The sequence below is a fragment of the Pseudoalteromonas sp. SG44-8 genome, assembly GCF_014164125.1.
GTDB lineage: Bacteria > Pseudomonadota > Gammaproteobacteria > Enterobacterales > Alteromonadaceae > Pseudoalteromonas > Pseudoalteromonas rhizosphaerae.
Genome location: NZ_JACJEQ010000011.1, coordinates 77193 through 98537 on the forward strand (window position 1 = coordinate 77193; position 21345 = coordinate 98537).

Annotated in this window: 21 protein-coding genes; 10 read left to right on the forward strand and 11 right to left on the reverse strand. The window is 41.1% G+C overall.

Features of this window, described 5'->3' with window-relative positions; translation table 11 throughout:
- Positions 1-66: 66 nt before the first annotated feature.
- On the forward strand, positions 67-1200 hold the full coding sequence (queG, locus tag H5163_RS11050) for a tRNA epoxyqueuosine(34) reductase QueG (RefSeq protein WP_182735138.1): 1134 nt from the start codon (positions 67-69) through the stop codon (positions 1198-1200).
- A gap of 25 nt (positions 1201-1225) precedes the next feature.
- On the opposite strand, the gene H5163_RS11055 is transcribed toward queG, so the two are convergent.
- The 3 genes from H5163_RS11055 to H5163_RS11065 all read right to left on the reverse strand — a co-directional run bounded on the left by H5163_RS11055 (position 1226) and on the right by H5163_RS11065 (position 4982).
- Positions 1226-2356 carry a PleD family two-component system response regulator gene (locus tag H5163_RS11055; protein WP_182735139.1) on the reverse strand — a complete coding sequence of 377 codons (1131 nt, stop codon included), beginning with the start codon at positions 2354-2356 and terminating at the stop codon, positions 1226-1228.
- 84 nt (positions 2357-2440) lie between these two features.
- On the reverse strand, positions 2441-4417 hold the full coding sequence (locus tag H5163_RS11060) for an ATP-binding protein (protein WP_182731633.1): 1977 nt from the start codon (positions 4415-4417) through the stop codon (positions 2441-2443).
- Between the two features lie 76 nt (positions 4418-4493).
- Positions 4494-4982, reverse strand: coding sequence for a GNAT family N-acetyltransferase (locus H5163_RS11065; protein ID WP_182731634.1), 489 nt, complete (start codon positions 4980-4982; stop codon positions 4494-4496).
- 124 nt (positions 4983-5106) lie between these two features.
- On the opposite strand from H5163_RS11065, the gene H5163_RS11070 reads away from it, so the two are divergent.
- From H5163_RS11070 to H5163_RS11095, 6 genes are all read left to right on the forward strand, one after another.
- Complete coding sequence (locus H5163_RS11070) at positions 5107-5679, forward strand: glutathione peroxidase (RefSeq protein WP_182735140.1); 573 nt, start codon at positions 5107-5109, stop codon at positions 5677-5679.
- Positions 5680-5764: 85 nt separating this feature from the next.
- Positions 5765-6046 carry a peptidylprolyl isomerase gene (locus H5163_RS11075; protein ID WP_145236931.1) on the forward strand — a complete coding sequence of 94 codons (282 nt, stop codon included), beginning with the start codon at positions 5765-5767 and terminating at the stop codon, positions 6044-6046.
- A gap of 68 nt (positions 6047-6114) precedes the next feature.
- Positions 6115-6693 carry a glutathione S-transferase family protein gene (locus tag H5163_RS11080; protein ID WP_182735141.1) on the forward strand — a complete coding sequence of 193 codons (579 nt, stop codon included), beginning with the start codon at positions 6115-6117 and terminating at the stop codon, positions 6691-6693.
- Between the two features lie 17 nt (positions 6694-6710).
- Positions 6711-7061, forward strand: coding sequence for a DUF2750 domain-containing protein (locus H5163_RS11085; protein WP_145236925.1), 351 nt, complete (start codon positions 6711-6713; stop codon positions 7059-7061).
- A 77-nt stretch (positions 7062-7138) separates the two neighbouring features.
- A complete protein-coding gene (locus H5163_RS11090) occupies positions 7139-7819 on the forward strand; it encodes a hypothetical protein (RefSeq protein WP_149980621.1) in 681 nt (226 codons plus the stop codon).
- A gap of 94 nt (positions 7820-7913) precedes the next feature.
- The gene (locus H5163_RS11095; protein ID WP_182735142.1) at positions 7914-10484 is read left to right on the forward strand and encodes a M1 family metallopeptidase; all 2571 of its coding nucleotides are present in this window, start codon (positions 7914-7916) and stop codon (positions 10482-10484) included.
- Positions 10485-10804: 320 nt separating this feature from the next.
- Here the strand turns inward: H5163_RS11095 and H5163_RS11100 are convergent, their stop codons facing one another.
- Together H5163_RS11100 and H5163_RS11105 are read right to left on the reverse strand one after the other, a co-directional pair.
- On the reverse strand, positions 10805-11170 hold the full coding sequence (locus H5163_RS11100; RefSeq protein WP_145236916.1) for a hypothetical protein: 366 nt from the start codon (positions 11168-11170) through the stop codon (positions 10805-10807).
- Positions 11171-11247: 77 nt separating this feature from the next.
- The gene (locus H5163_RS11105) at positions 11248-12117 is read right to left on the reverse strand and encodes a hypothetical protein (RefSeq protein WP_182735143.1); all 870 of its coding nucleotides are present in this window, start codon (positions 12115-12117) and stop codon (positions 11248-11250) included.
- A 137-nt stretch (positions 12118-12254) separates the two neighbouring features.
- On the opposite strand from H5163_RS11105, the gene H5163_RS11110 reads away from it, so the two are divergent.
- From H5163_RS11110 to yjjG, 3 genes are all read left to right on the forward strand, one after another.
- Positions 12255-13154: a phosphoribulokinase gene (locus H5163_RS11110; RefSeq protein ID WP_145236910.1), complete on the forward strand. Its 900-nt coding sequence runs from the start codon at positions 12255-12257 to the stop codon at positions 13152-13154.
- A gap of 67 nt (positions 13155-13221) precedes the next feature.
- Positions 13222-13767, forward strand: coding sequence for an inosine/xanthosine triphosphatase (gene yjjX / locus H5163_RS11115; protein ID WP_182731640.1), 546 nt, complete (start codon positions 13222-13224; stop codon positions 13765-13767).
- Entirely contained in the window at positions 13767-14441 is a 675-nt protein-coding gene (gene yjjG, locus H5163_RS11120; RefSeq protein ID WP_145236903.1) for a pyrimidine 5'-nucleotidase, read from the forward strand. The genes yjjX and yjjG overlap by 1 nt, the downstream gene beginning before the upstream one ends.
- 256 nt (positions 14442-14697) lie before the next feature.
- Here the strand turns inward: yjjG and lpxC are convergent, their stop codons facing one another.
- The 6 genes from lpxC to murC all read right to left on the reverse strand — a co-directional run bounded on the left by lpxC (position 14698) and on the right by murC (position 21345).
- The gene (gene lpxC / locus H5163_RS11125) at positions 14698-15609 is read right to left on the reverse strand and encodes a UDP-3-O-acyl-N-acetylglucosamine deacetylase (RefSeq protein WP_182718054.1); all 912 of its coding nucleotides are present in this window, start codon (positions 15607-15609) and stop codon (positions 14698-14700) included.
- Positions 15610-15712: 103 nt separating this feature from the next.
- A complete protein-coding gene (gene ftsZ / locus H5163_RS11130; RefSeq protein WP_182731641.1) occupies positions 15713-16957 on the reverse strand; it encodes a cell division protein FtsZ in 1245 nt (414 codons plus the stop codon).
- 21 nt (positions 16958-16978) lie between these two features.
- Complete coding sequence (ftsA, locus tag H5163_RS11135) at positions 16979-18211, reverse strand: cell division protein FtsA (RefSeq protein ID WP_145236894.1); 1233 nt, start codon at positions 18209-18211, stop codon at positions 16979-16981.
- A complete protein-coding gene (locus H5163_RS11140) occupies positions 18208-18987 on the reverse strand; it encodes a cell division protein FtsQ/DivIB (RefSeq protein ID WP_182735144.1) in 780 nt (259 codons plus the stop codon). Before H5163_RS11140 ends, ftsA begins: the two co-directional genes overlap by 4 nt.
- Position 18988: 1 nt before the next feature.
- On the reverse strand, positions 18989-19909 hold the full coding sequence (locus tag H5163_RS11145) for a D-alanine--D-alanine ligase (RefSeq protein WP_149980616.1): 921 nt from the start codon (positions 19907-19909) through the stop codon (positions 18989-18991).
- Entirely contained in the window at positions 19906-21345 is a 1440-nt protein-coding gene (gene murC, locus H5163_RS11150; protein ID WP_259397186.1) for a UDP-N-acetylmuramate--L-alanine ligase, read from the reverse strand. The genes H5163_RS11145 and murC overlap by 4 nt, the downstream gene beginning before the upstream one ends.

The following is a 21345-nucleotide window of genomic DNA, read 5'->3' on the forward strand; positions in this document are numbered from 1 at the left end:
AAGCGTTTTAACTGCGCTGTAAATGTGTTAAATTGCGCCGTTATTTTTTCTTAATGATGTACCCATGTGAGTAGCTCAATATCCGATCACACGCAGTTAGCCCTTGATATAAAACAGTGGGGTAAAGAACTTGGCTTTGCTGAAGTTGGCATCACTGACATTGATTTAAGCAAACACGAAGCACAATTACAGCGCTGGCTTGATTTAGGCTATCACGGCGATATGGAATATATGGCCGCTCATGGAATGAAACGCGCTCGCCCTGCGGAGCTAGTCCCTGGTACTGTGCGGGTTATATCAGTAAAAATGAATTACCTGCCCCCCGATGCAAGCTTTGCTAAAACCCTCAAAAATACCGATAAAGCTTATATTAGTCGTTATGCGTTAGGGCGTGATTATCATAAACTGATGCGTAATCGATTAAAGAAATTAGGTCAAAAAATTGAGCTGCAAATCGGTCAATTAGGCTATCGGCCATTTGTTGATTCAGCACCAGTATTAGAACGTCAACTTGCTGAAAAAGCAGGTTTAGGCTGGCGTGGAAAGCACAGCTTGCTAATCAATAAAGAAGCCGGTTCTTGGTTCTTTTTGGGTGAGTTATTTGTTGATATCCCTTTACCAATTGATAAGCCCAATGAGTTTGAGGGATGTGGAAAATGCGTAGCCTGCATTACTTTATGCCCAACCGGCGCAATTGTAGAGCCTTACGTGGTTGATGCACGCAAGTGTATTTCTTATCTTACTATTGAGCTGCAAGGACCAATCCCTGAGCAGTATCGCTCACTATTAGGTAATCGCGTTTACGGCTGTGATGATTGCCAATTAGTTTGCCCATGGAACCGCTACGGGCAAATTACCGATGAAGCCGACTTTCACCCACGAACACAACTAAAAGATAAAGATTTACTTGATTTATTTAGTTGGGATGAAGCTACCTTTTTAAAAAATACCGAAGGCAGTCCGATCCGTCGAATTGGCCATCAGCGCTGGCTACGAAATATTGCTGTAGGTTTAGGTAATGCGCAATTTAGCCAATCGATCGTTGACGCGCTCAGCGCCAGCTATGATCAATCAACCGAGTTGGTAAAAGAGCATATAGAGTGGGCGCTTAAGCAACAACGCTCAAAACAAGATAAATTGCTACGAAAAACCGCCCGTTTGATACGTATCGTAGAAAAGGGCTTACCAAGAGATGCGTAGCTTCACACCCCTTGATTATTTACTGTTACTTTTTCAATAAGATAGATAGGTCTTGCTCAATTTCATGAAAAGCGGCTTTCACTCCCTGTACAGACTCTTCACGGGCAACTGAGTTTTGAATCGCTTGATCTACCTTCTGATAAATAAACACTTCTTGATCTTCGTCTAACCCCATTGATGGGATACGCTGTTCTAACTCTTCTTGTAAACGCTTGAACACCGCTTCATTACTCTTACGGTTTTCATTTAACAGCTCAATTAAGCCATGAAACTTGCTATTCACCATAGTAATTGCATCATTTAGCTTTGTTTGTTGCGACTGTAAAGCTTCACGAGTCATGATTGCTCGTAGCTGTTGCTCTGTGACACTGACAATAAAGCACACATGGTCACGGATCCGGCCATGCTTATCAGGATCGTGATCTGGCATATTTAAAATCAATAAACTAATTAATTCATAGTTAACTAAGATACGATGAGAAAACTCATGTAGGCGGCCCTTATTTTTGAGCATATCAAACAACTCAATTACAATTGGCGAACACGTACCATTGAGGGCAAAGTGCTCAGGAGCATCAGCAATAACTCTAAACTCAATATTACTTTGTAAATCAAACGATCTTAAACAATGAACTAGGGCCTCCCCAAGCGCTTTGGTGTTGTTAATCATACCAATCTTCTCAATATAATTAACTATTTGCCCCATTTCACTACTGTTTGCCATAGCATTGAATGCAGTTGATGTGGCCTCTTCAATTTGCTGTTCTAACGATTTTTTTTCAATCAGTACTTGATTAAGAATTTTCAGTTTCGATTTAAGTTCATCCTGTCCAAATGGCTTAACAATATAATCTTCAGCACCTACAGCATACCCTTCCATCCGCTCCTCTACTGTGCCTCTGGCTGATACAAACATGACTATGATATGAGCCGTACGAGGGTTTGCTTTTAGTCTTCTACATACTTCATAACCATTCATTTGTGGCATACTCACGTCAAGTAAAATTACTTGTGGCGCAAACTCTTCCACGATACTGAGGCACTCAGGGCCACTGCTAACCATCTTTAATTCAAAATCAAGATCTAATAATATTTCTTCTATAATTTCTAAATTAAAGGGCTCATCATCAACAGCTAGAATTCTCGTTACAGGCATAATTGTCATCCATTTCATAATTCATATTAATAGTTTAGTCGTAAAAAAAACTCTTACCAGTAAGGCTAAGTAATTTATTATTGCTTAGCTGAAACTTTTTATTTCTAAAGGCAGAGCGATGTGAATCGTCGTGCCTCCTGAGCTATTGTTATGAGCAGAAATAACTCCTTCATGTAATGAGACAAACTCACGGCATAAGGCTAAACCAAGCCCTGTTCCACCAGCACCGCTATTAGTTGTGCTACTCTGCACGAATTTTGAGAACACATACTCAAGTTCATCATCAGGTATCCCTATACCACTATCAATCACTTCAATAATTGCCTGCCCTTGTTGATTAGTTAAAACGACTTCAATACGGCTATGCTGATCACTAAATTTCAACGCATTGCCGAGGATATTACGTAATAATTGATTTATTTGCTCTTCATCACAGTCAATTATAATAGGCGGTTTTGGTGGCAAATACTGTACTTCAATCTCTTTTTCCATAGCGGTACCTGACACATCATCAATACTGGTTTTAATAATATTACTCAGGTTATGCGGGCGCGGATTAAAAGGGAACTTACCAACATCGAGTTTAGATAGGTCGAGTAAATTATTAAGTAATGAGAGCAGCCGCTCGCCACTACACTCTATGCGAGATAAATATTTCTGTAGCTTTTCAACTGAAATATCACCTCTGCCGAGTTTATCTAAACCAAAGCGAGCAAAACTTAATATTGAATGCATAGGAGTACGTAATTCATGGGACATATTAGCAAGAAACTCTGATTTACTGTGATTTGCTGCCTCGGCGACATTTTTAGCATGCTCAAGCTGCGATGTTCGGGCACGTACTTGCTCTTCAAGCATATCTTTTGCCTCGAGCAACAGCTCCTCTTTAAGTTTAAGATGAGTAACATTCTTAAAAATAACCGCGAGTGCAATATTACCATGATGGTCAATCTCATTAAACGAACCAACTAATGGGATAGCCTCTCCCTCTTTCATTGGCAGATATACATCACAACTAAATTGACGATTTTTATTTAACGTCGCTATTTTTTCTTTAATTTGCTCAGCAGACATCGTATCTAATAAAGTAAAAACTGAGCTACCTTTAAGTATTTTTGCAGGTAAATTAAAGAGTTTAGAGCAAGCATCGTTTGCTTCAATCACTTCACCATTGCGCTCAAATAACATAATCGCATCAGGTGTGTGCTTATAAATAACGCGTAACAAGCTATCCTTTTCAATAAGTGCATCAACGGTATCTTGCAGACGTTCAACTAACTCTGTGTTATGCCGTCTTAGCAACTCAGTTTGCCAAAGTTTATGCACAGATTGCAGTATCATATTTTCATTGATCGGTTTAACCAATACGTCTTCCACCCCTTGACGAATTGCTTCAATCATCGACACTTGATTTGGTTTTGAGGTAAATAACAAACAGCGACATTGCGGATATAATACTTTGAGGGCGGCGAACACTTCTAAACCTGAGCCATCAGGCAGACTAAAATCACTCAATAACAGATCAATTTCATGCCCTTGCGCTTGAGTTACCGCAGAGCTAATACTATGAGCTGTAATCGTTTTAATATGGGCGCCTAACAGGCTATTTGCTATTTTTTCAAGCCGCTGAGGGATATGATCAACCAGCAATACCGTTGGTAATACTAAAACACTATCGGAGCCAAGCTCTAAAACACTCTCCAGCAAGGTGCTGATTTCTTTATTCGCAAAAAATGGATAAATTACAATAGCATTTGGCACCAGCCGATTAAGATCACTAAATGAAGAAAGTTGTTCATTGTTTTCAACTTTAGGGGCGAGAAGCAAAAAGCGATCTTGATTGATCTGCGTTACTAAAGAATTTGCGGTAGCTAATGGAACGCCATGAGCCACAGCCACTAAATCATAACAACTAAACGCAGTGCACTCATGTAGCATTGAAAAATGAATCAACTCAACTTCACAGCCAATCAATTCGAGCAATACTTTTATTCGCATCGCTAAAATGCTACTGCTATCAACTATCAATATTTTCCGCACAGCTTTGACCACGCTTTTCATCAACTTAAGATTGTAAAAGCGTAGCCTAAGTTTTCTGCATTAACATAATCAAAGAGGTTATTTTTTGGGAGTACCGCTACCCTAAGTGCTTACCTAAAATAGTTAAGCTGTAGTGATTGCCATCCATAATTGCTACATTAGGCAACTCTCCCCACCGTTGATAACCAAAACGCTCAAACAATTTAACACTCGGTATATTATGACTAAATATAAATGCCAGTAGTACTTTAATATTTAATGGCTTAGCTTGCTCTTGGGCAAAAGTAAGTAAACGTTTACCAAGCCCTTGACCTTGTGCATTGGCTGTAATGTAAATACTGACCTCTACCGTACCATCATAGGCTGGACGGCCATAAAATGACTTATAACTAAGCCAAGCTATCACCTTCGAGTCTTGCTCATAAACGTAAATAGGCCGCTGCTCGGTATGGCTATTAAACCAACTTTGCTTGTCTGCTATGCTTACTTGTTCGGTGTCGGCTGTAACCATTCTACTTGCGATTGTTTCATTATAAATTGCAACTATAGCGGCTAAATCATTACTATTTGCTAATCGTATTGTCATTTTGTTTTTAGCGGTTGTTGATCAATTCATTGCATAGTAACGTATGAGTTAAACTGACACTACTGCAAAATAAACGGTAGACTGCCATCTAGGGTGATCAGCCACAACAAGTTAAGGAATCGGTATGTTTAAAAAATTATTATTATGCTGCGCAATACTCAGTTGTAGTGTTTATGCACAGCCAGAGCAAACAAGCCAACAGCAGGTTGAGGCTACATCATGTGATGACTTCACTAATGTTACTATGCGCAAACTTCGCTCTAAAGAGAGCATTAATTTATGTCAATTCAAGAATAAACCCTTATTAATAGTCAATACGGCAAGCAACTGCGGTTTTACGCCACAATTTGAAGGTCTAGAAGCGCTATATCAAAAATACCAAGATCAAGGTTTAGTGATACTGGGATTTCCTTCTGATGATTTTTTCCAAGAAGAAGATGACGAAAAAGCCACCGCTAAAGTTTGCTTTGTAAATTACGGCGTAACTTTCCCGATGTTTGCCACCAGCGAAGTCAGAGGCAGTGATGCTAATGCTATATTTAAACATTTAAATGCCCAAACGAGTTCGCCAAATTGGAACTTTTATAAATATCTTGTATCTGCAGATCGCAAACAGGTTGAACGTTTTAATAGCAAAACCAAGCCTGATTCAGACAAGTTAGTTAAAGCAATAGAACAAGCAATTTCAGATATTTAATTTTATACTGGTACAAGTAGTTATTATTGAACTAGAATAACGTAAGATTTGATTAAAAAAACACCACCTTGAAACGGGAGATTTTATGACAGTGGCAAGTGCAAGACACATATTAGTAGACAGCGAAGCGCAGTGCTTAGATTTAAAAACCAAGATTGAACAAGGCGAAGATTTTGCTGAGTTAGCTAAGGCACATTCAAACTGCCCTTCAGGTCAGGATGGCGGTGCATTAGGTGAGTTTGGTCCTGGTATGATGGTTCCTGAATTTGATAAAGTGGTATTTTCAGCACCGATTAATCAAGTACAAGGTCCTGTGCAAACTCAGTTTGGCTACCACTTACTTGAAGTGACTAGTCGTACAGAATAACGTTGGTTTTATTACTAACCTAAAAGAAAGCCGCCTCTGCGGCTTTCTTTTTATCCTAAGGAAAGCACATGCAACTATTAGGCTCAACAACCTCGCCATTTGTACGCCGCATTCGTATTTGGGCACTGTTAAATCAATGTAGTCTTGAGTTTATCAACTTAGATATTTTTTCAGACACTGATCGTCAGCTGATGATACAAAATAATCCAGCCCGAAAAATTCCAGTGCTAATCACTAAGCAGCAAACTTTAGCTGATTCAAATAACATCATCCGCTTTTTGCTCGAACAACACAGTCAAACTCGTCTGAATTGGCAACAAGAGCACCTACTAACAATCATTAATGCATGCAATGATTCGCTGGTTGAGCTATTACTTTGTCAGCGTTCAGGATTCGATACACAGGGTGATAAATTATTTTTTAATCTACAAAATGAACGCATTGCTGAAACATTAAGCTATTTAAATAACCATTTTGCAGATGCAGAATTTAAAAGCTGTGAATACCTGTGCATCAGTTTATACTGCTTACTTGATTGGATTTGCTTCCGCGAGTTAACGGATCTAACGGCACATACCGAGTTAATGAATTTCTATTATTCATTTGCTCAGCAACAGGCAGTGCAGCAAACCGATCCACGTAATTAACATTTAAGGGTAAACACATGAGTGATATCGAAATTGAATCAGAACTAGTTAGTTTTGTTGAAAAAGTACGTCAAAGTGAACAAATCTGGGCGCTAGGTGCTGAAGATGGCGGTTTTGTGGTTTGTGACTCTAACCAATTTGAAAACACCGATGTACTACTATTGTGGGAAAGTGAAGCAACAGCAAAAGCCCAGTGTAAAGAAGAATGGGCCGATTACAGCCCACTGCAAATCACCTTGGATGAGTTTTTAGATGACTGGGTTGAAGATCTAAAAGAAGATGACGCACTGGTTGGCCTAAACTGGAATGACGACCAAGTATGTGTTGAAATCGAGCCGGTTGGATTAGCACGCGCACTAAGCGAATAAGCATTACTTAACATTGCTTTACTGCGCTGGTTTATTTGCTATAAACTAGCGCAAATCTTTATTTTCAGGGTATTACGTTGAAGTCCCATCTTGGTCGCCGCCCTTTTTCCGCTATGGAATTACATACGCTTTACCATGGCTATATATATGGTGATCAACGCTTACCTCGCGAACAGCCGAAACACTGGCATTTTTGGCTCCCTTTAATCGCTTATTACAGCGGAGCTTACAGTGATGAAATTGGCCATTTACAACTGTGCGACATTGTTGAACATCAACAGATCCTTTGTTTTCATTTCCATACCCACGGTAAAATAAAAGCCCGTATTGTGCCTATCCATCAAGCACTTTTTGATGCTGGCTTAAACGAGTATATCGCAGCAGTTAAACAACAAGGACACAATCGCCTATTGTTTGACTTACCATCTAAGTCAGGTCGCTATAGCGAGAAAGTTCGCATTTGGTTCTCTGGTGAAGGAGAGCGTGCCGGCTACTTACAAAAGTGTGATATTCCCAATATCGATCAACTTGGTATGAAAACCGCTGTCAGCAGTCTCAGGCTCAATTTTGAGCAGCAAATCCGCATTTATGCAATTCAAGCAGGCAATAAAGATGCTTTTAATTATCTGCTTGGTTTTAATGAATATGAATTGACTGAATTTAGCGATGTAATCACCCTTAATCAGATCTGCCAACAAATACGCGTGATCAACCAGCACATTGATTGGCACCGCTTTAATCAGCGCCACACCATTTGACAAACTTTGTTACCAACTAGCTCATTACTCACTGCTTAAAAACTGTTACGATAACTGAGCACAAAACTCTAACAAGAAAATATCAGGGATATCTATGTTTATTAAAAGCCTACTCACACTCAGTGTGGCCGTTGCAGTAAGTTCAGCTCATGCTAATGAGTTTGTCCTAGAAAAGCTCGCAAAACCAAGTTCTCAACACGTATCTCTAACGCTTGATCCAGCTCAAGAAACCTTTAGCGGTATGACCGAAATCGCCCTTGAAGTACTTAAGCCAACTAACTATATCGAGCTAAATGGTGTTGCTTACGCAACGCAAATGGCAAAACTGCTTGGGGCAGAAAACTGTGACTTAAGTGCTGAAATGCTAAAAACAGGTAAAGTAAAATTTAGCTGCGATGAGCAAATTCAACCAGGTAAATACACGCTTAAAGTCGACTTCACTGCCCCCTATAATCGCCAAAGTGTTGGCCTGTATAAAACCTTAGATCAAGGTGTGCCGTATTTATTTACCCAATTTGAAATGAGCGATGCCCGCCGCGCATTCCCTGTATTTGATGAACCAAGTTATAAAATCCCATTCCAATTAACGATTACTGCACCTAGCTCTCAAAAAGTGTATGCCAATACACCTGAGTTAAAAACGACCGTTAATGGCGATATGACCACTCACTTTTTTGATAAAACACCGCCAATTCCTTCATACTTAGTGGCCATGGCTGTCGGTCCATTTGAGGAGCGTGAAGTCAAAGGCATGCCAATTCCAGGTCGTGTGATCACGCCACAAGGTAAAATTCACTTAGGTGAATATGCCGAGCAAGCAATGCCAAAAGTATTGGCCGCGCTTGAAGGCTACTTTGGTATTCCTTACGTTTATAAAAAACTAGATTCAGTCGCAGTTCCTGAGTTTCCATTCGGTGCAATGGAAAATGCAGGCTTAGTTACCTACCGTGAAGATATTTTGCTGCTTGATTTGGCTACAGCGACTCGCAATAAAAAACAACGCAATGTATCTATCATCGCTCATGAACTTGCTCACCAGTGGTACGGTAACTTAGTAACCATGAAATGGTGGAATGACTTATGGCTAAATGAAGCGTTTGCAAGCTGGATGGCTGCTAAAATCACAGCCCAGCTTAACCCTGAATTTGAATCACATTTAGACCTGCCGCAAAATAACGTTATGGCGTTAGATGCTCGTTTAAGTACTAAGCCAATTCGTAAACCAATCAAAACCGAAGCCGATATTATGGACGGCCTAGGCTTAGCTTATAGCAAAGGCAGCTCGGTATTAGCTATGGTTGAAAACTGGATTGGCGAAGAGGCTTTCCAGCAGGGTATTCGCGCTTATTTAAAAGAGTTCTCGTATAAAAACGCCGAAGCAGCCGACTTATGGCAAGCCCTTGGTAAAGCGTCAAATAAAGATGTGGCAGCGGTTTTAAAATCGTTTATCGAACAATCTTCATTCCCACTGATCAAAGTAACTCAGCAAGGTAAAACGATTACCATTAATCAAAGCCGCTTTACTAACGCGGGCGTTGATGCTCCTGCACAGCTTTGGAATGTGCCAGTTGCAATAAAATACGGTGCTGGCGATAAAGTTAAAACTGCCAATGTATTACTAACTAAAGCCAATCAAACTGTTGAACTTGAATTTGAACCTGAGTGGATTTATCCAGATCAAGGCGCTTTAGGTTATTACCGCTGGGTGATGGATGACAAACAATTTGCTGCATTGATTGATAACGCCGCACAGTCATTGACAGTACGAGAACGTTTAGCGTTATTGTCTGCCGCTGATGCATTACTAGATGCTGGTGTTATTTCTGCTGCACATTTAATGCAAACACTAGAAGTTTTTGTAAGCGACAAACACCCACGCGTTGCTAATACCGCTTTGGGTTATTTAGCCGCACAAAAGCGTACCTTTGAAGATGAAAGCAACCAAGACCTGTGGCCTGAATTTATTCGTAAAAGCATCATGCCTGCAGCTAAACAGTATGGTTTAACTGCAAAAGTTAAAGAAGATGCTGCAATCTCGCAATTACGTACTCAAGTAGTTGCACGTTTAGGTTTTGATGGTGAAGATCAAAGTGTGATTAATACCGCCAAGGCACAAGCCCGTGTTTACTTAAATAACCCAGAAAAAGTTGATCCGTACCTTGCGTCAATCTACTTAAACTTAGCCGCATTCCATGGTGATAAAAACCTACTCGATGCATATATAAATACCTTTAAAACTACCAAAGATCCGCAAGTGCGTACAAAAATGCTAGCGGCTATGAGTTACTTTGGCACGCCAGAGCTACAAACTAAGGTATTAAATTACAGCTTAACTGACGATATCACTGCATCTGACATGCGTACGATTATGTCAGGACAGGCTTACACGAAAACCCGTGAAGCTTTGTTTATTGAATGGATATACGCGAATTACGATAAGGTAGTTGCAAACTTGCCACCTTTCTTCGTACCTAACCTGCCTAACTTTACCACCTCAGGTTGTAGCGCCAGCAGCTTAGCAAAAACGCAAACTTTCTTTATGAGCAAAATTGCTGATGAGCCAGGTTATGCCCGCACCTTAAGCAAGCTTGAAGAAAGCGTAAATAATTGTATTGCACTTAAAGAACGTGAACTAGCTTCAGTTAATAGTTTCTTAAAACGTTAATTTATACCCAAACCATCTCAAGATACAGAATTCAGCGTTTCACAGGTGCTTAATATCAAGGCGTTACTTTGCAAGAATGGCAGTCCCTTTTAAGAAGGAACAACGATGAGAGTAAGTGCCTGTGAAACGCCCAAGGGGTTGGTTTAAAAGCGATTTATACTGCGTTATTGATTTTAACAAGGGAATCACCATTCTTTGCAATCAATGCCTTGCCTAAATCGCTTTTAATTCCAACTGAAACTCGCATCTTGAGGTGGCTTGGGTATATATCTACAAAAACGGCAAGCCATTGGCTTGCCGTTTTTTATCAACAGCGTTATTTATCCATTGATAATTTTTACTAGCTGAGAAATAAACTCTTTTGCTCCTTCAACGCTGGTCATTTTAAAACCAATTCCATAATGGATTGGATTCGTGCTTTTAAAAATACGCGTTGGAAACCGTGTCATTTCACTACTATGAAAAAAACCGCTAATGCGGTTAACGCCTGCTATTTTATTAAAATCATCACTAAAGACTTCCAGTGCAGGACGAAGCACAAGCTTAGCTTGGCCACCTTCTATATGCAGATAAATTGCTTCTTTGGACTTAGGTAACATATATTCAGTGATATTCTTAATTCTAAAATTACTACGGCACTCTAATGCAATAAGTTGCTCGTTGATTTGCTCTGGACTAGCTGACATGGATATCCTTGATTTTCATTAAGCTCTTAGCTGTAAACTACAGCACAGCCAAGAACCTGCAAAGTTTTATATTATAGTTATTTAACGCAGACAAAAGCGAGTTGATCATTTAAGTAGCTCATACGGGTAATATTGGTATCACAGAAAGGCGTTAAATCAAGCCATAGCGAGACCTGCTCAGGGCTATTTAGCTGGCGCTGGTAAACACGATTATCGACCGCATAAATGACCGTATTAGCGTCTTTAAATGCGTAATCTTGTACAGTCTGCGGTAAACGAAAGAGGTCAGTGACGGTATTTTCTTGCGGATCATAACTTGCTAACCAGTGCTGCTGCGCTTTGCTATAACTAAATGTATAGGCAGCTAATGCATGATTAAATGTCAACGTACGGCCAATATGCTCAGCAACCACTTTTAGCTTCGCTGCAGCAACCTGAGTATATTGTAAAGTATGTGGTTCGCCTAAAATAAACATCACCATATCATTTTTGGCGCCCCAGGCATGATAACCAACTGGTTCTACCCACTCAAAAATACGACTTGGTTTAACATTATCGTCAAACGGATATTGCCATAACTTTTGCTTACCATCCGCCTCGACTACGATAGCTGACAGTGCCTTACCATTAGGTGTTAAAGTCGGCGAGTATTCACTCACAGCAGTATTTGTTAAATTAGTTACTTGCTTATTGGTAAAATCATAAAAAGCTAGATCTGTTTGACTTTGCCCTTCACTTTGCACTTCTTGGGTAAAATAAATACCCTCTTTGGTAAGTAAAGGCTGATTATTATAAACATCATTATTAGTGATACGGCTTACTTGTAACCCATATTCTGTGTTAAGTTTAGCAAGTAAAATTTCGCTTTTTGGCATCGCAGCTAAAACGCTATTAGGGGTAACTGCAAGGGTGGCAACAAAACTTAGCCAAGGTAAAGTCAATTTCATATCATTCTCTAATTATTTTTATCGCCCTTATAATAGCGCTATTTTATAGTTATTCCCAAGTCTGTTATTGATATGTCACTTGACCTACCCCCTTACTACGCCTTATAACTACAGAGCTACTTAAAACGAGAAAAATTATGTCAGCTAAACATCCTATTATTGCGATCACTGGTTCATCTGGTGCGGGTACTACCACCACGACAAGTGCTATTAAGCATATATTTCGTAGTCTTAATATTGAGGCCGCATTTATAGAGGGCGACAGTTTTCATCGCTATACTCGTCCTGAGATGGATAAAAAAGTTCGCGAAGCGCAGCAAGAAGGTAAACACATTAGTTACTTTGGTCGTGAAGCTAATGACTTTGCAGCCCTTGAAGGTTTGTTCAGCACCTATGGCGATACTGGAGCAGGTAAATTACGTCGTTATTTGCATACCTTTGACGAAGCCGTGCCATACAATCAACTACCAGGTACCTTTACTCCGTGGCAAGAACTGGAAAGCAGCACCGATATTTTATTCTACGAAGGACTGCATGGCGGTGTTGTCGATGAAGATCATGATGTAGCTAAGCATGTTGATTTACTAATTGGTATGGTGCCTATCATTAACCTTGAGTGGATCCAAAAGTTAATCCGCGACACCTCTGAACGTGGTCACTCTCGCGAAGCTGTTATGGGCTCAATTGTCCGCAGTATGGATGATTACATTAATCACATTACGCCACAGTTCTCACGTACTCACATAAACTTTCAGCGCGTGCCAACCGTTGACACCTCAAACCCATTTAGCGCAAAAGATATTCCGTCCCTTGATGAAAGCTTTGTGGTTATTCGTTTTCGTGGCATAGATGACGTCGATTTTCCGTATTACCTACGTATGATCGAAGGCAGCTTTATGTCGAGGATCAACACCTTAGTGGTCCCTGGTGGAAAAATGGGACTCGCTATGGAGTTAGTATTAACCCCACTTATCAAAGATATTATCCTTAAAAAGCGTGCGCTTGCCGAATTAGCCCCCGTTGATTTGCCTATTTAAGAAATACGCTTGCTGAAATACATAGCTTATGTAAACTGCTGACTTCATCATAAAAGGAGATATCAGCATGACAGAGCCATTACGCATTCTTGTCGGTTCCAAAAATCCGGTAAAAATAAATGCTGCCCGCAGTATTTTCTCTCTCTATTACCCTGATATGACGATTGATTGTCAAGGAGTTGATGCACCTTCACAAGTACCTGATCAGCCAATAGGTGAAGATGAAACACGAATAGGCGCACAAAATCGTGTCTTGTATTGCCAACAGCATTACCAAGCTGATTTTTATGTTGCAATGGAAGGTGGTGCTGAGCAATTTAGCTACGGCCCCGCTACCTTTGCATTTGTAGTCGTTGCTGATAACCAACAACGTGCTATCGGTCGTAGTAGTAACCTTCCTTTACCCCCAAGCCTGTATAATGCGTTATTGCAAGGCAAAGAACTTGGCGATGTAATGGATAACGCATTTAATACTACCAATATCAAACAGCAAGGCGGTGCTATTGGTTTATTAACTAATCATCATGCCACCCGAGAAAGTACCTATACGCAAGCGCTGACACTCGCTATGGCGCCTTTTCTTCATCCCGCGCTTTACTCTAAGGAAGTTTAATGAAGTACACCCATGTTTTATTTGATGCCGACGAAACCTTATTTAGCTTTAATGCCTATGCAGGCTTAAAAAGAATGTTTGCAGTTTATGGCGTTGATTTTAATGACGCTGATTACAGTCATTATCAAGCAACAAATAAACCGTTGTGGCTTGAGTATCAAAACAATACTATTTCCGCTACTCACCTACAAGTCACTCGATTTAGTGAGTGGGCTAATAAGCTCAATGTTCCAGCTCAACAGCTTAATGATGATTTTTTAACTGCCATGGCTGAGATCTGCGAACCATTACCTGGTGCTATTGAACTGCTAAATAAACTAAAACCGCATGCTAAATTAGGCATTATCACTAATGGTTTTACCCAGCTACAAGCACGCCGCTTAGAGCATACCGGATTAAAAGAGATGTTTGATTGTTTAGTTATCTCTGAGCAAGTGGGAATTGCAAAACCAGCCGCAGAAATTTTTTATCACACTTTTGAACTGTTAGGTAATCCACCAAAAGAACAGATCTTAATGGTCGGTGATACCGCAAGCAGTGATATCTTAGGTGGCCAAAATGCCGGGATTGATACCTGCTGGCTACAGCATCCCAACACAGTTCTGCCAGAAGGCATTGAACCAACATACCAAGTGACTGAGCTGGTACAGTTACAACAGCTGTTAGGATTGTAAAAAGGTTTAATACCAATCGACTTAAATATTTAACCATTCTAGCGAGCTAAATAAAGCGCTAACTGCGTTATAATTTTTTAAGTAGAACAACTACATGTCAAAATTTACGCCTTGTTATCACTCCATTTATCTGTCGCTATAAATGGTCAGTAACTTAACACGATTGGTATAACATTAAAAAACTAAACCGCAATATTTAAACAAAAAAATGACGCTAGATAGCGTCATTTTTTATAACTGTTTTAAGCGTTTGCGATTAAGCTGTGGCTACTTCTAAACCTGGTGCTGGCATGTATACTGGGGTATCAAATGTTGCCCATTCCCATGCTGACTCAGTCGCCATAATTTTACGAAGTAACTTATTGTTCAGGTCATGGCCTGATTTATAAGCTGTAATTTTTCCTAAAATGTTGTGGCCTGTCATAAACATGTCACCAACACAGTCTAGAATCTTATGCTTAACAAACTCATCGCTATAACGCAGACCGTTAGGATTAAGTACTTTAAACTCATCCAATACCACGGCGTTATCCATGCTGCCACCTAAAGCTAGGTTATTAGCATGCATATATTCAATGTCTTTCATAAAGCCAAAAGTACGTGCGCGGCTGATTTCTTCCGTAAAGCTTTGTGCCGTAATATCTAAACCGATACGTTGGCGGCTTTCATTGATTGCCGGATGATCGAAAGCAATTTCAAAGTCGATATGAAAACCATCATATGGTTCAATCTCGGCCCATTTATCACCTTCTTCAATACGTACTTTTTCTTTAATACGAATAAAGCGCTTAGCCGCATTCTGCTCTGCAATGCCGCCTTTTTGTAACAAATAAATGAATGGTAATGCACTACCATCCATTATTGGTACTTCTGAGCTATCTAATTCAACGATCAAATTATCGATACCCATTGCCGCTACCGCAGCAATAAGGTGCTCAGTCGTAGATAAGCGAACGCCATCTTTATTAGTTAAACAGGTACATAATTGCGTATCGCCAACGGCTTCAGGTGTTGTTTCAAAATCAACAACCGGATCAAGGTCGACACGACGAAATACTATCCCAGTATTTGCGCTCGCAGGTCGGAGAGTAATAGTGACCTTCTCACCTTTGTGAAGTCCAATTCCTATGGCTTTGACTATCTCTGCAATGGTACGCTGTTTAATCATAGCTTCGCTCACTTATAGTTACAGTTAGACCGCCGATTATATCACATATACGACCAGCTGCCAAATTCGTTCGCTTTTTAAACAAAAACAATTACCTTTTTGCTTAATCTGCTTGTTTTCTTAAAAATGCAGGGATGTCGAAATAATCGCCACCTTCTGATTTATTAGACTTTTTACCGCTATCATTAGTTTTAGATAAACCACTATTGCTTTGCGTTGTCTTGCTCGATTCATGCTTTTCAATCGCTGGAGCAGCAGTCATTTCATCGCCACTACCTTGGCTTGCAAAGCTTGGTACATACATACTGCTAGTTTGGTTTGTTGAACTGCTAACATCAGAACCTGACGCTTTTTTAAAGCCGTTATCGACAATACCAAACTGTGGACGACGATCGCCGCCTAAACCTGTAGCGACTACAGTTACACGTAGTTCATCAGTCATTTCAGGGTCAATAACCGCACCAACCACCACAGTCGCATTTTCAGATGCTAATGCTTTAACGTGATTACCAACAATTTCAAACTCTTCAATTGCGATATCCATACCTGCAGTGATGTTAACTAGGATGCCTTTCGCGCCAGTTAAATCAACGTCTTCAAGCAGTGGGCTTGAGATTGCAGCTTCTGCAGCTTCTTGCGCACGATCAGGACCCGATGCAGACGCTGTGCCCATCATCGCAGTACCCATGGCTGACATTACTGTACGTACGTCGGCGAAATCCACGTTAATCAAACCAGAACGAGTAATTAGTTCCGCAATACCTTGCACGGCACCAAATAATACATCATTAGCTTTAGCGAATGCGTCTAATAGTGTAGTCCCTTTGCCTAAAACTTTAAGCAATTTATTGTTAGGAATTGTAATAAGTGAATCTACAATTTCTGACAATTCGTTAATACCTTGTTCAGCCGCTGCTGCGCGCTTTTTACCTTCAAAGTCAAACGGACGTGTCACTACAGCAACCGTTAAAATACCTAACTCTTTAGCAATTTTGGCAACCACAGGCGCAGCCCCTGTGCCAGTACCACCGCCCATACCCGCTGCGATAAATACCATATCAGCACCTTCAAGGCTGGCACGAATAGTATCGGCGTCTTCTTCTGCTGATTTACGACCTACATCAGGGTTTGCACCCGCACCTAGCCCAGACGTGATCTGAGTACCTAGTTGCACTGTAATATCTGCTGATGAGTTACGTAATGCCTGAGCATCCGTATTAGCGGCAATAAAACGCACGCCTTCAATTTGTTGCTTAACCATGTGCTCAACAGCGTTACCGCCGCCGCCGCCCACGCCTATTACTTTTATAACAGCTTCTTCGCTGTGTTGTTCCATTATATCAAACATGTTTACTCTCCGACTTGAGTATTAAAACTCGCCTTGAAACCACTTCGTTATGCGGTTCCACCAATTATTATCGCCTTCAGGTTTCGATTTTTGTGCATTCATCGATTGCATTGTGCGGCCATATTGTAATAAGCCAACCGCCGTTGCATATGAAGGGTCATCTACATAATCTGTCAAACCAACTATCCCTATAGGTTTGCCTATTCTCACTGGCATCTGGAAAATGTCTTCAGCCACTTCCATCGCGCCAGCCATTTTAGCACTACCGCCAGTAATGACGAGTCCTGCTGCAATTTGGTCTGCTAATCCTGAACGATGAATTTCTTCCATCGCTAATTCAAATAATTCTCTAAAACGTGGCTCAACCACCTCAGATAAGGTATGACGCGACATTAACCGCGCTGGTCGCCCGCCTACACTAGGCACTTCAATAGTTTCTTCGCTGCTGGCCATTTGGCTACTTGCACAGGCATATTGTACCTTGAGTGATTCAGCATGGGATATCGGTGTACGAAATATTTTTGCAATATCGCCAGTAACTTGGTTACCCGCTACAGGAATAACTGCAGAGTGGCGCAACGCACCATTGATATAAATAGTGATATCCATCGTACCGCCACCGATATCAAGTACCGCAACACCAAGCTCTTTTTCGTCATCGGTTAATACCGAATAACACGACGCTAATGCGGTGAAAATCAGTTGGTCAACTTCAAGACCACAACGCTCAACACATTTTTCAATATTTTTCGCCATATCGTTTGAGCAAGTTATGATGTGAGCACGGGCTTCCATTCGTACACCACTCATACCACGCGGGTTTTTAATCCCTTCTTGCATATCGATACTATATTCTTGCGGCAGCGCATGCAGCATTTTACGTTCGGCTGAAATAGGCACAGAGCGCGCAATATGAATAACATTTTCAATGTCTTCATCAGTCACTTCAGTGTTATTAATTGCCACAACACCACTTTCGTTTTGGCACTGAATATGTTTACCTGAGATCCCCAAATACACGGAGCTAATACGGCAATCAGCCATAAGTTCAGCTTCATCGATTGCACGACGAATAGACTCCGACACCAAGTTAAGGTCGTTTACGCCGCCTTTATCCATACCATGGGACACTTGGCTGCCAACCCCAACAATGCTGAGTTTGTTATCTGCGGTGATTTCACCAACCGTGGCCACCACTTTTGAGGTGCCAACGTCTAATCCAATCACTAGGTTTCTTTCTGCTGACTTAGTCATGCCTTACTCTTATTTTGTAATTGCGCTTCTTCCAGGAGCTTCCAGCTCACTGCAAGGCCGGTATCATACCGTAAATCCACTACATCTACTTGTGCATCTGCACGTTTTTCCATCCGCGGGTAAACATCTATAAACCGCTGTACCCGTTTAGCTTTTTCTTTACGCCCTAATTTAAGGCGAATACCGTTATCGAGCCATAACTGCCATGAAAATCGCTCTGACAATGCAAGACTGGTTAACTTAAAACTATTGACCTTAAGCATTTCATCAAGCTGCTTGAAAGCTCCCCAAGCTTCAAACTCACTGCCCTCAGGGCCATAAAGTTGTGGCAGCTCGTCACTGAGCTTCGCACTGCTAGCTTGAAACACTTCACCGCTTTGGTTAAGTAATAAATCACTGTTCCACACTGCGACGGCCTGATGCTCTACCACATACACTTGTAATGTATCTGGCCACTGCTTGCGTACCGATGCAGTAGCAACCCATGGCAGCTCTTGAACCAAATGTTGAACATGTTTAACATCTAAATCAAAAAAACTCGATAAGTCAGCTTTTTTAATCGCGCCAATAATCGCTTTTTCGTCCGTATATTGAGGTTTCCCCAACACCGCTAAATGCTTTATCTGCGCATCTTTATTTTCCACCAACCACTGTCTAACGCCGCTGGTTATTTGTACTAAGCTAAAAACTACAATAAGGAAAAAGCTCACACCAAAGATTAACGACCAATTGAGTTGCTGTTTTAATTGTTGCGCTTTTTCCAAAAAGGGATGCATATTAAAGCGTTTGCTCCAAAATGCGAACAACTAATTGCTCAAAGCTTGCACCATTTGCTTTAGCAGCCATTGGCACTAACGATTTTTCAGTCATTCCTGGTACTGTGTTTACTTCTAACAAATAAAAGTTACCGTCTGCATCTTGCATTGCATCAACACGACCCCAACCACTGGCACCCACCAGATCAAATGCCGCTAAAGCCATTGCTTGTAAATGCGTGGTATCGCCAGCTGATAAGTCTGCTGGGCAATGATATTGCGTGGTATTTGACTGATACTTTGCTTGGTAATCATAAAAACCATTCGGGGTGGTCATTTCAATTACTGGCTGTACCTCATCGCCTAGTACAGTGATTGTAAATTCGCGCCCTGTTATCCACTGCTCAACCAGCACTTGGCTGTCAAACTTAAACGCTTCGGCTAAAGCAGCTTCAAGCTCTTGCGCATTATTTGCTTGCGCCATACCAATGCTAGAACCTTCGTGCGACGGTTTTACCATCACTTTTTTCAGTTCATTCATTATCGCTGTAGCATCAAAACCACGTTTGCTATCCACCACCGCATAAGGCGCAGTGCTCAAGCCCGCAGATTTAAATAAATGCTTACAACGTATTTTATCCATCGCCAATGCTGAGCCTAATACGTTACTGCCAGTGTATGGCAACCCCATAAACTCAAGTGCACCTTGAATAGTACCGTCTTCACCACCGCGACCATGCAGGGCGATAAATACTCGTTCAATGCCGAGTTCTTTTAATTGCCATAACGGTTGCTCTTTTGGATCAAAGCCAATTGCATCAACGCCCGCATTTTGTAATGCGTTCAATACCGCTTGGCCTGATTTTAGTGATACTTCGCGCTCAGCTGAGTGTCCACCAAACAACACTGCCACTTTGCCAAACTGTGTGTTTAATTGCGTCATACCTTTACCTGCTTAAGTTGCTCAATCGACAGCGATGTCGCCGCGAGTGTTTTTACTAATTGACCAATATTACCAGCACCTTGGGTTATAACTAAATCATTATCTTGTAACGTATCAGCTAATACTCCAGCTAGTTCAGAGCTACTTGCAACATGCAGTGGTTCTTTACCGCGTTGACGTAAGCTACGACATAAACTTTTACTGTCTGCGCCAATAATTGGCTCTTCACCAGCGCCGTATACATCAAGCAATAATAACTGATCAACATCGGCTAACACTTTTACAAAGTCTTCATATAAATCACGAGTACGAGTAAAGCGATGTGGTTGATAAATCATTACTAAGCGTTTATCAGGCCAGCCTTGGCGAATTGCCGCTATAGTCGCTGCAACTTCTGAAGGGTGATGACCATAATCATCCACCAGCATTACTTTGCCACGTTCGTTTTCAAAATCGCCATAATGCTGAAAACGACGTCCGATACCTTCAAACTGTTGCAATGCTTCTAAAATCGCGTGATCAGCTATTTGTTGATCTTTTGCAACAGCAATCGCTGCAGTGGCGTTCAATGCATTATGTTTACCTGGCATATTTAAATGCACAGTTAATTCATCACCTTGCTTAGTGCGCACTTTAAACTGACTGGTATTTGCCGTTTGGCTAAAATCAGTCATGCGGTAATCGGCGTCGCTCGATTCACCATAAGTGATCACAGGACGGCCAAATCGCGGAATAAGCTCAGCTGCCACTTCTGAATCGATACACACCACAGCAAGGCCATAAAAAGGCAGGTTATGAATGAAATCCACATAAGTGTCTTTCATTTTTTCTAAGCTACCGCCGTAGGTATCCATGTGATCTTCTTCAATATTAGTGATCACCGATACCATAGGTTGCAAATGCAAGAATGACGCATCACTCTCATCAGCTTCAGCAATTAAAAAATCACTTTTACCGACTTTTGCGTTACTACCCGCACTATTAAGTAAGCCACCAATAATAAAGGTTGGATCCAGCCCAGCTTGAGCATAAATACTTGCGATCAAACTAGTGGTGGTGGTTTTACCATGAGTGCCAGCGATAGCAATACCGTGGCGAAAGCGCATTAGCTCGGCCAACATCTCTGCACGGCGCACAACCGGAATACGTGCCGCCTTAGCTGCAATAATCTCAGGGTTAGTTTCATCAATTGCACTTGAAACCACCACTACATTGGCATCTTTAACATTACTTTGATGATGGCCAATAAACACTTCAGCGCCAGCTTGGATCAAACGTTCGGTCATTGCACTATGGGCAATATCAGAGCCAGTAATACGATATCCTTCAAATGCGAGTACTTCGGCAATACCGCCCATTCCTGCACCACCAATACCAATAAAGTGGATAGTGCTAATTCGGCGCATTGCCGGGCGAGTGCTCTTGTGTGTTGACAT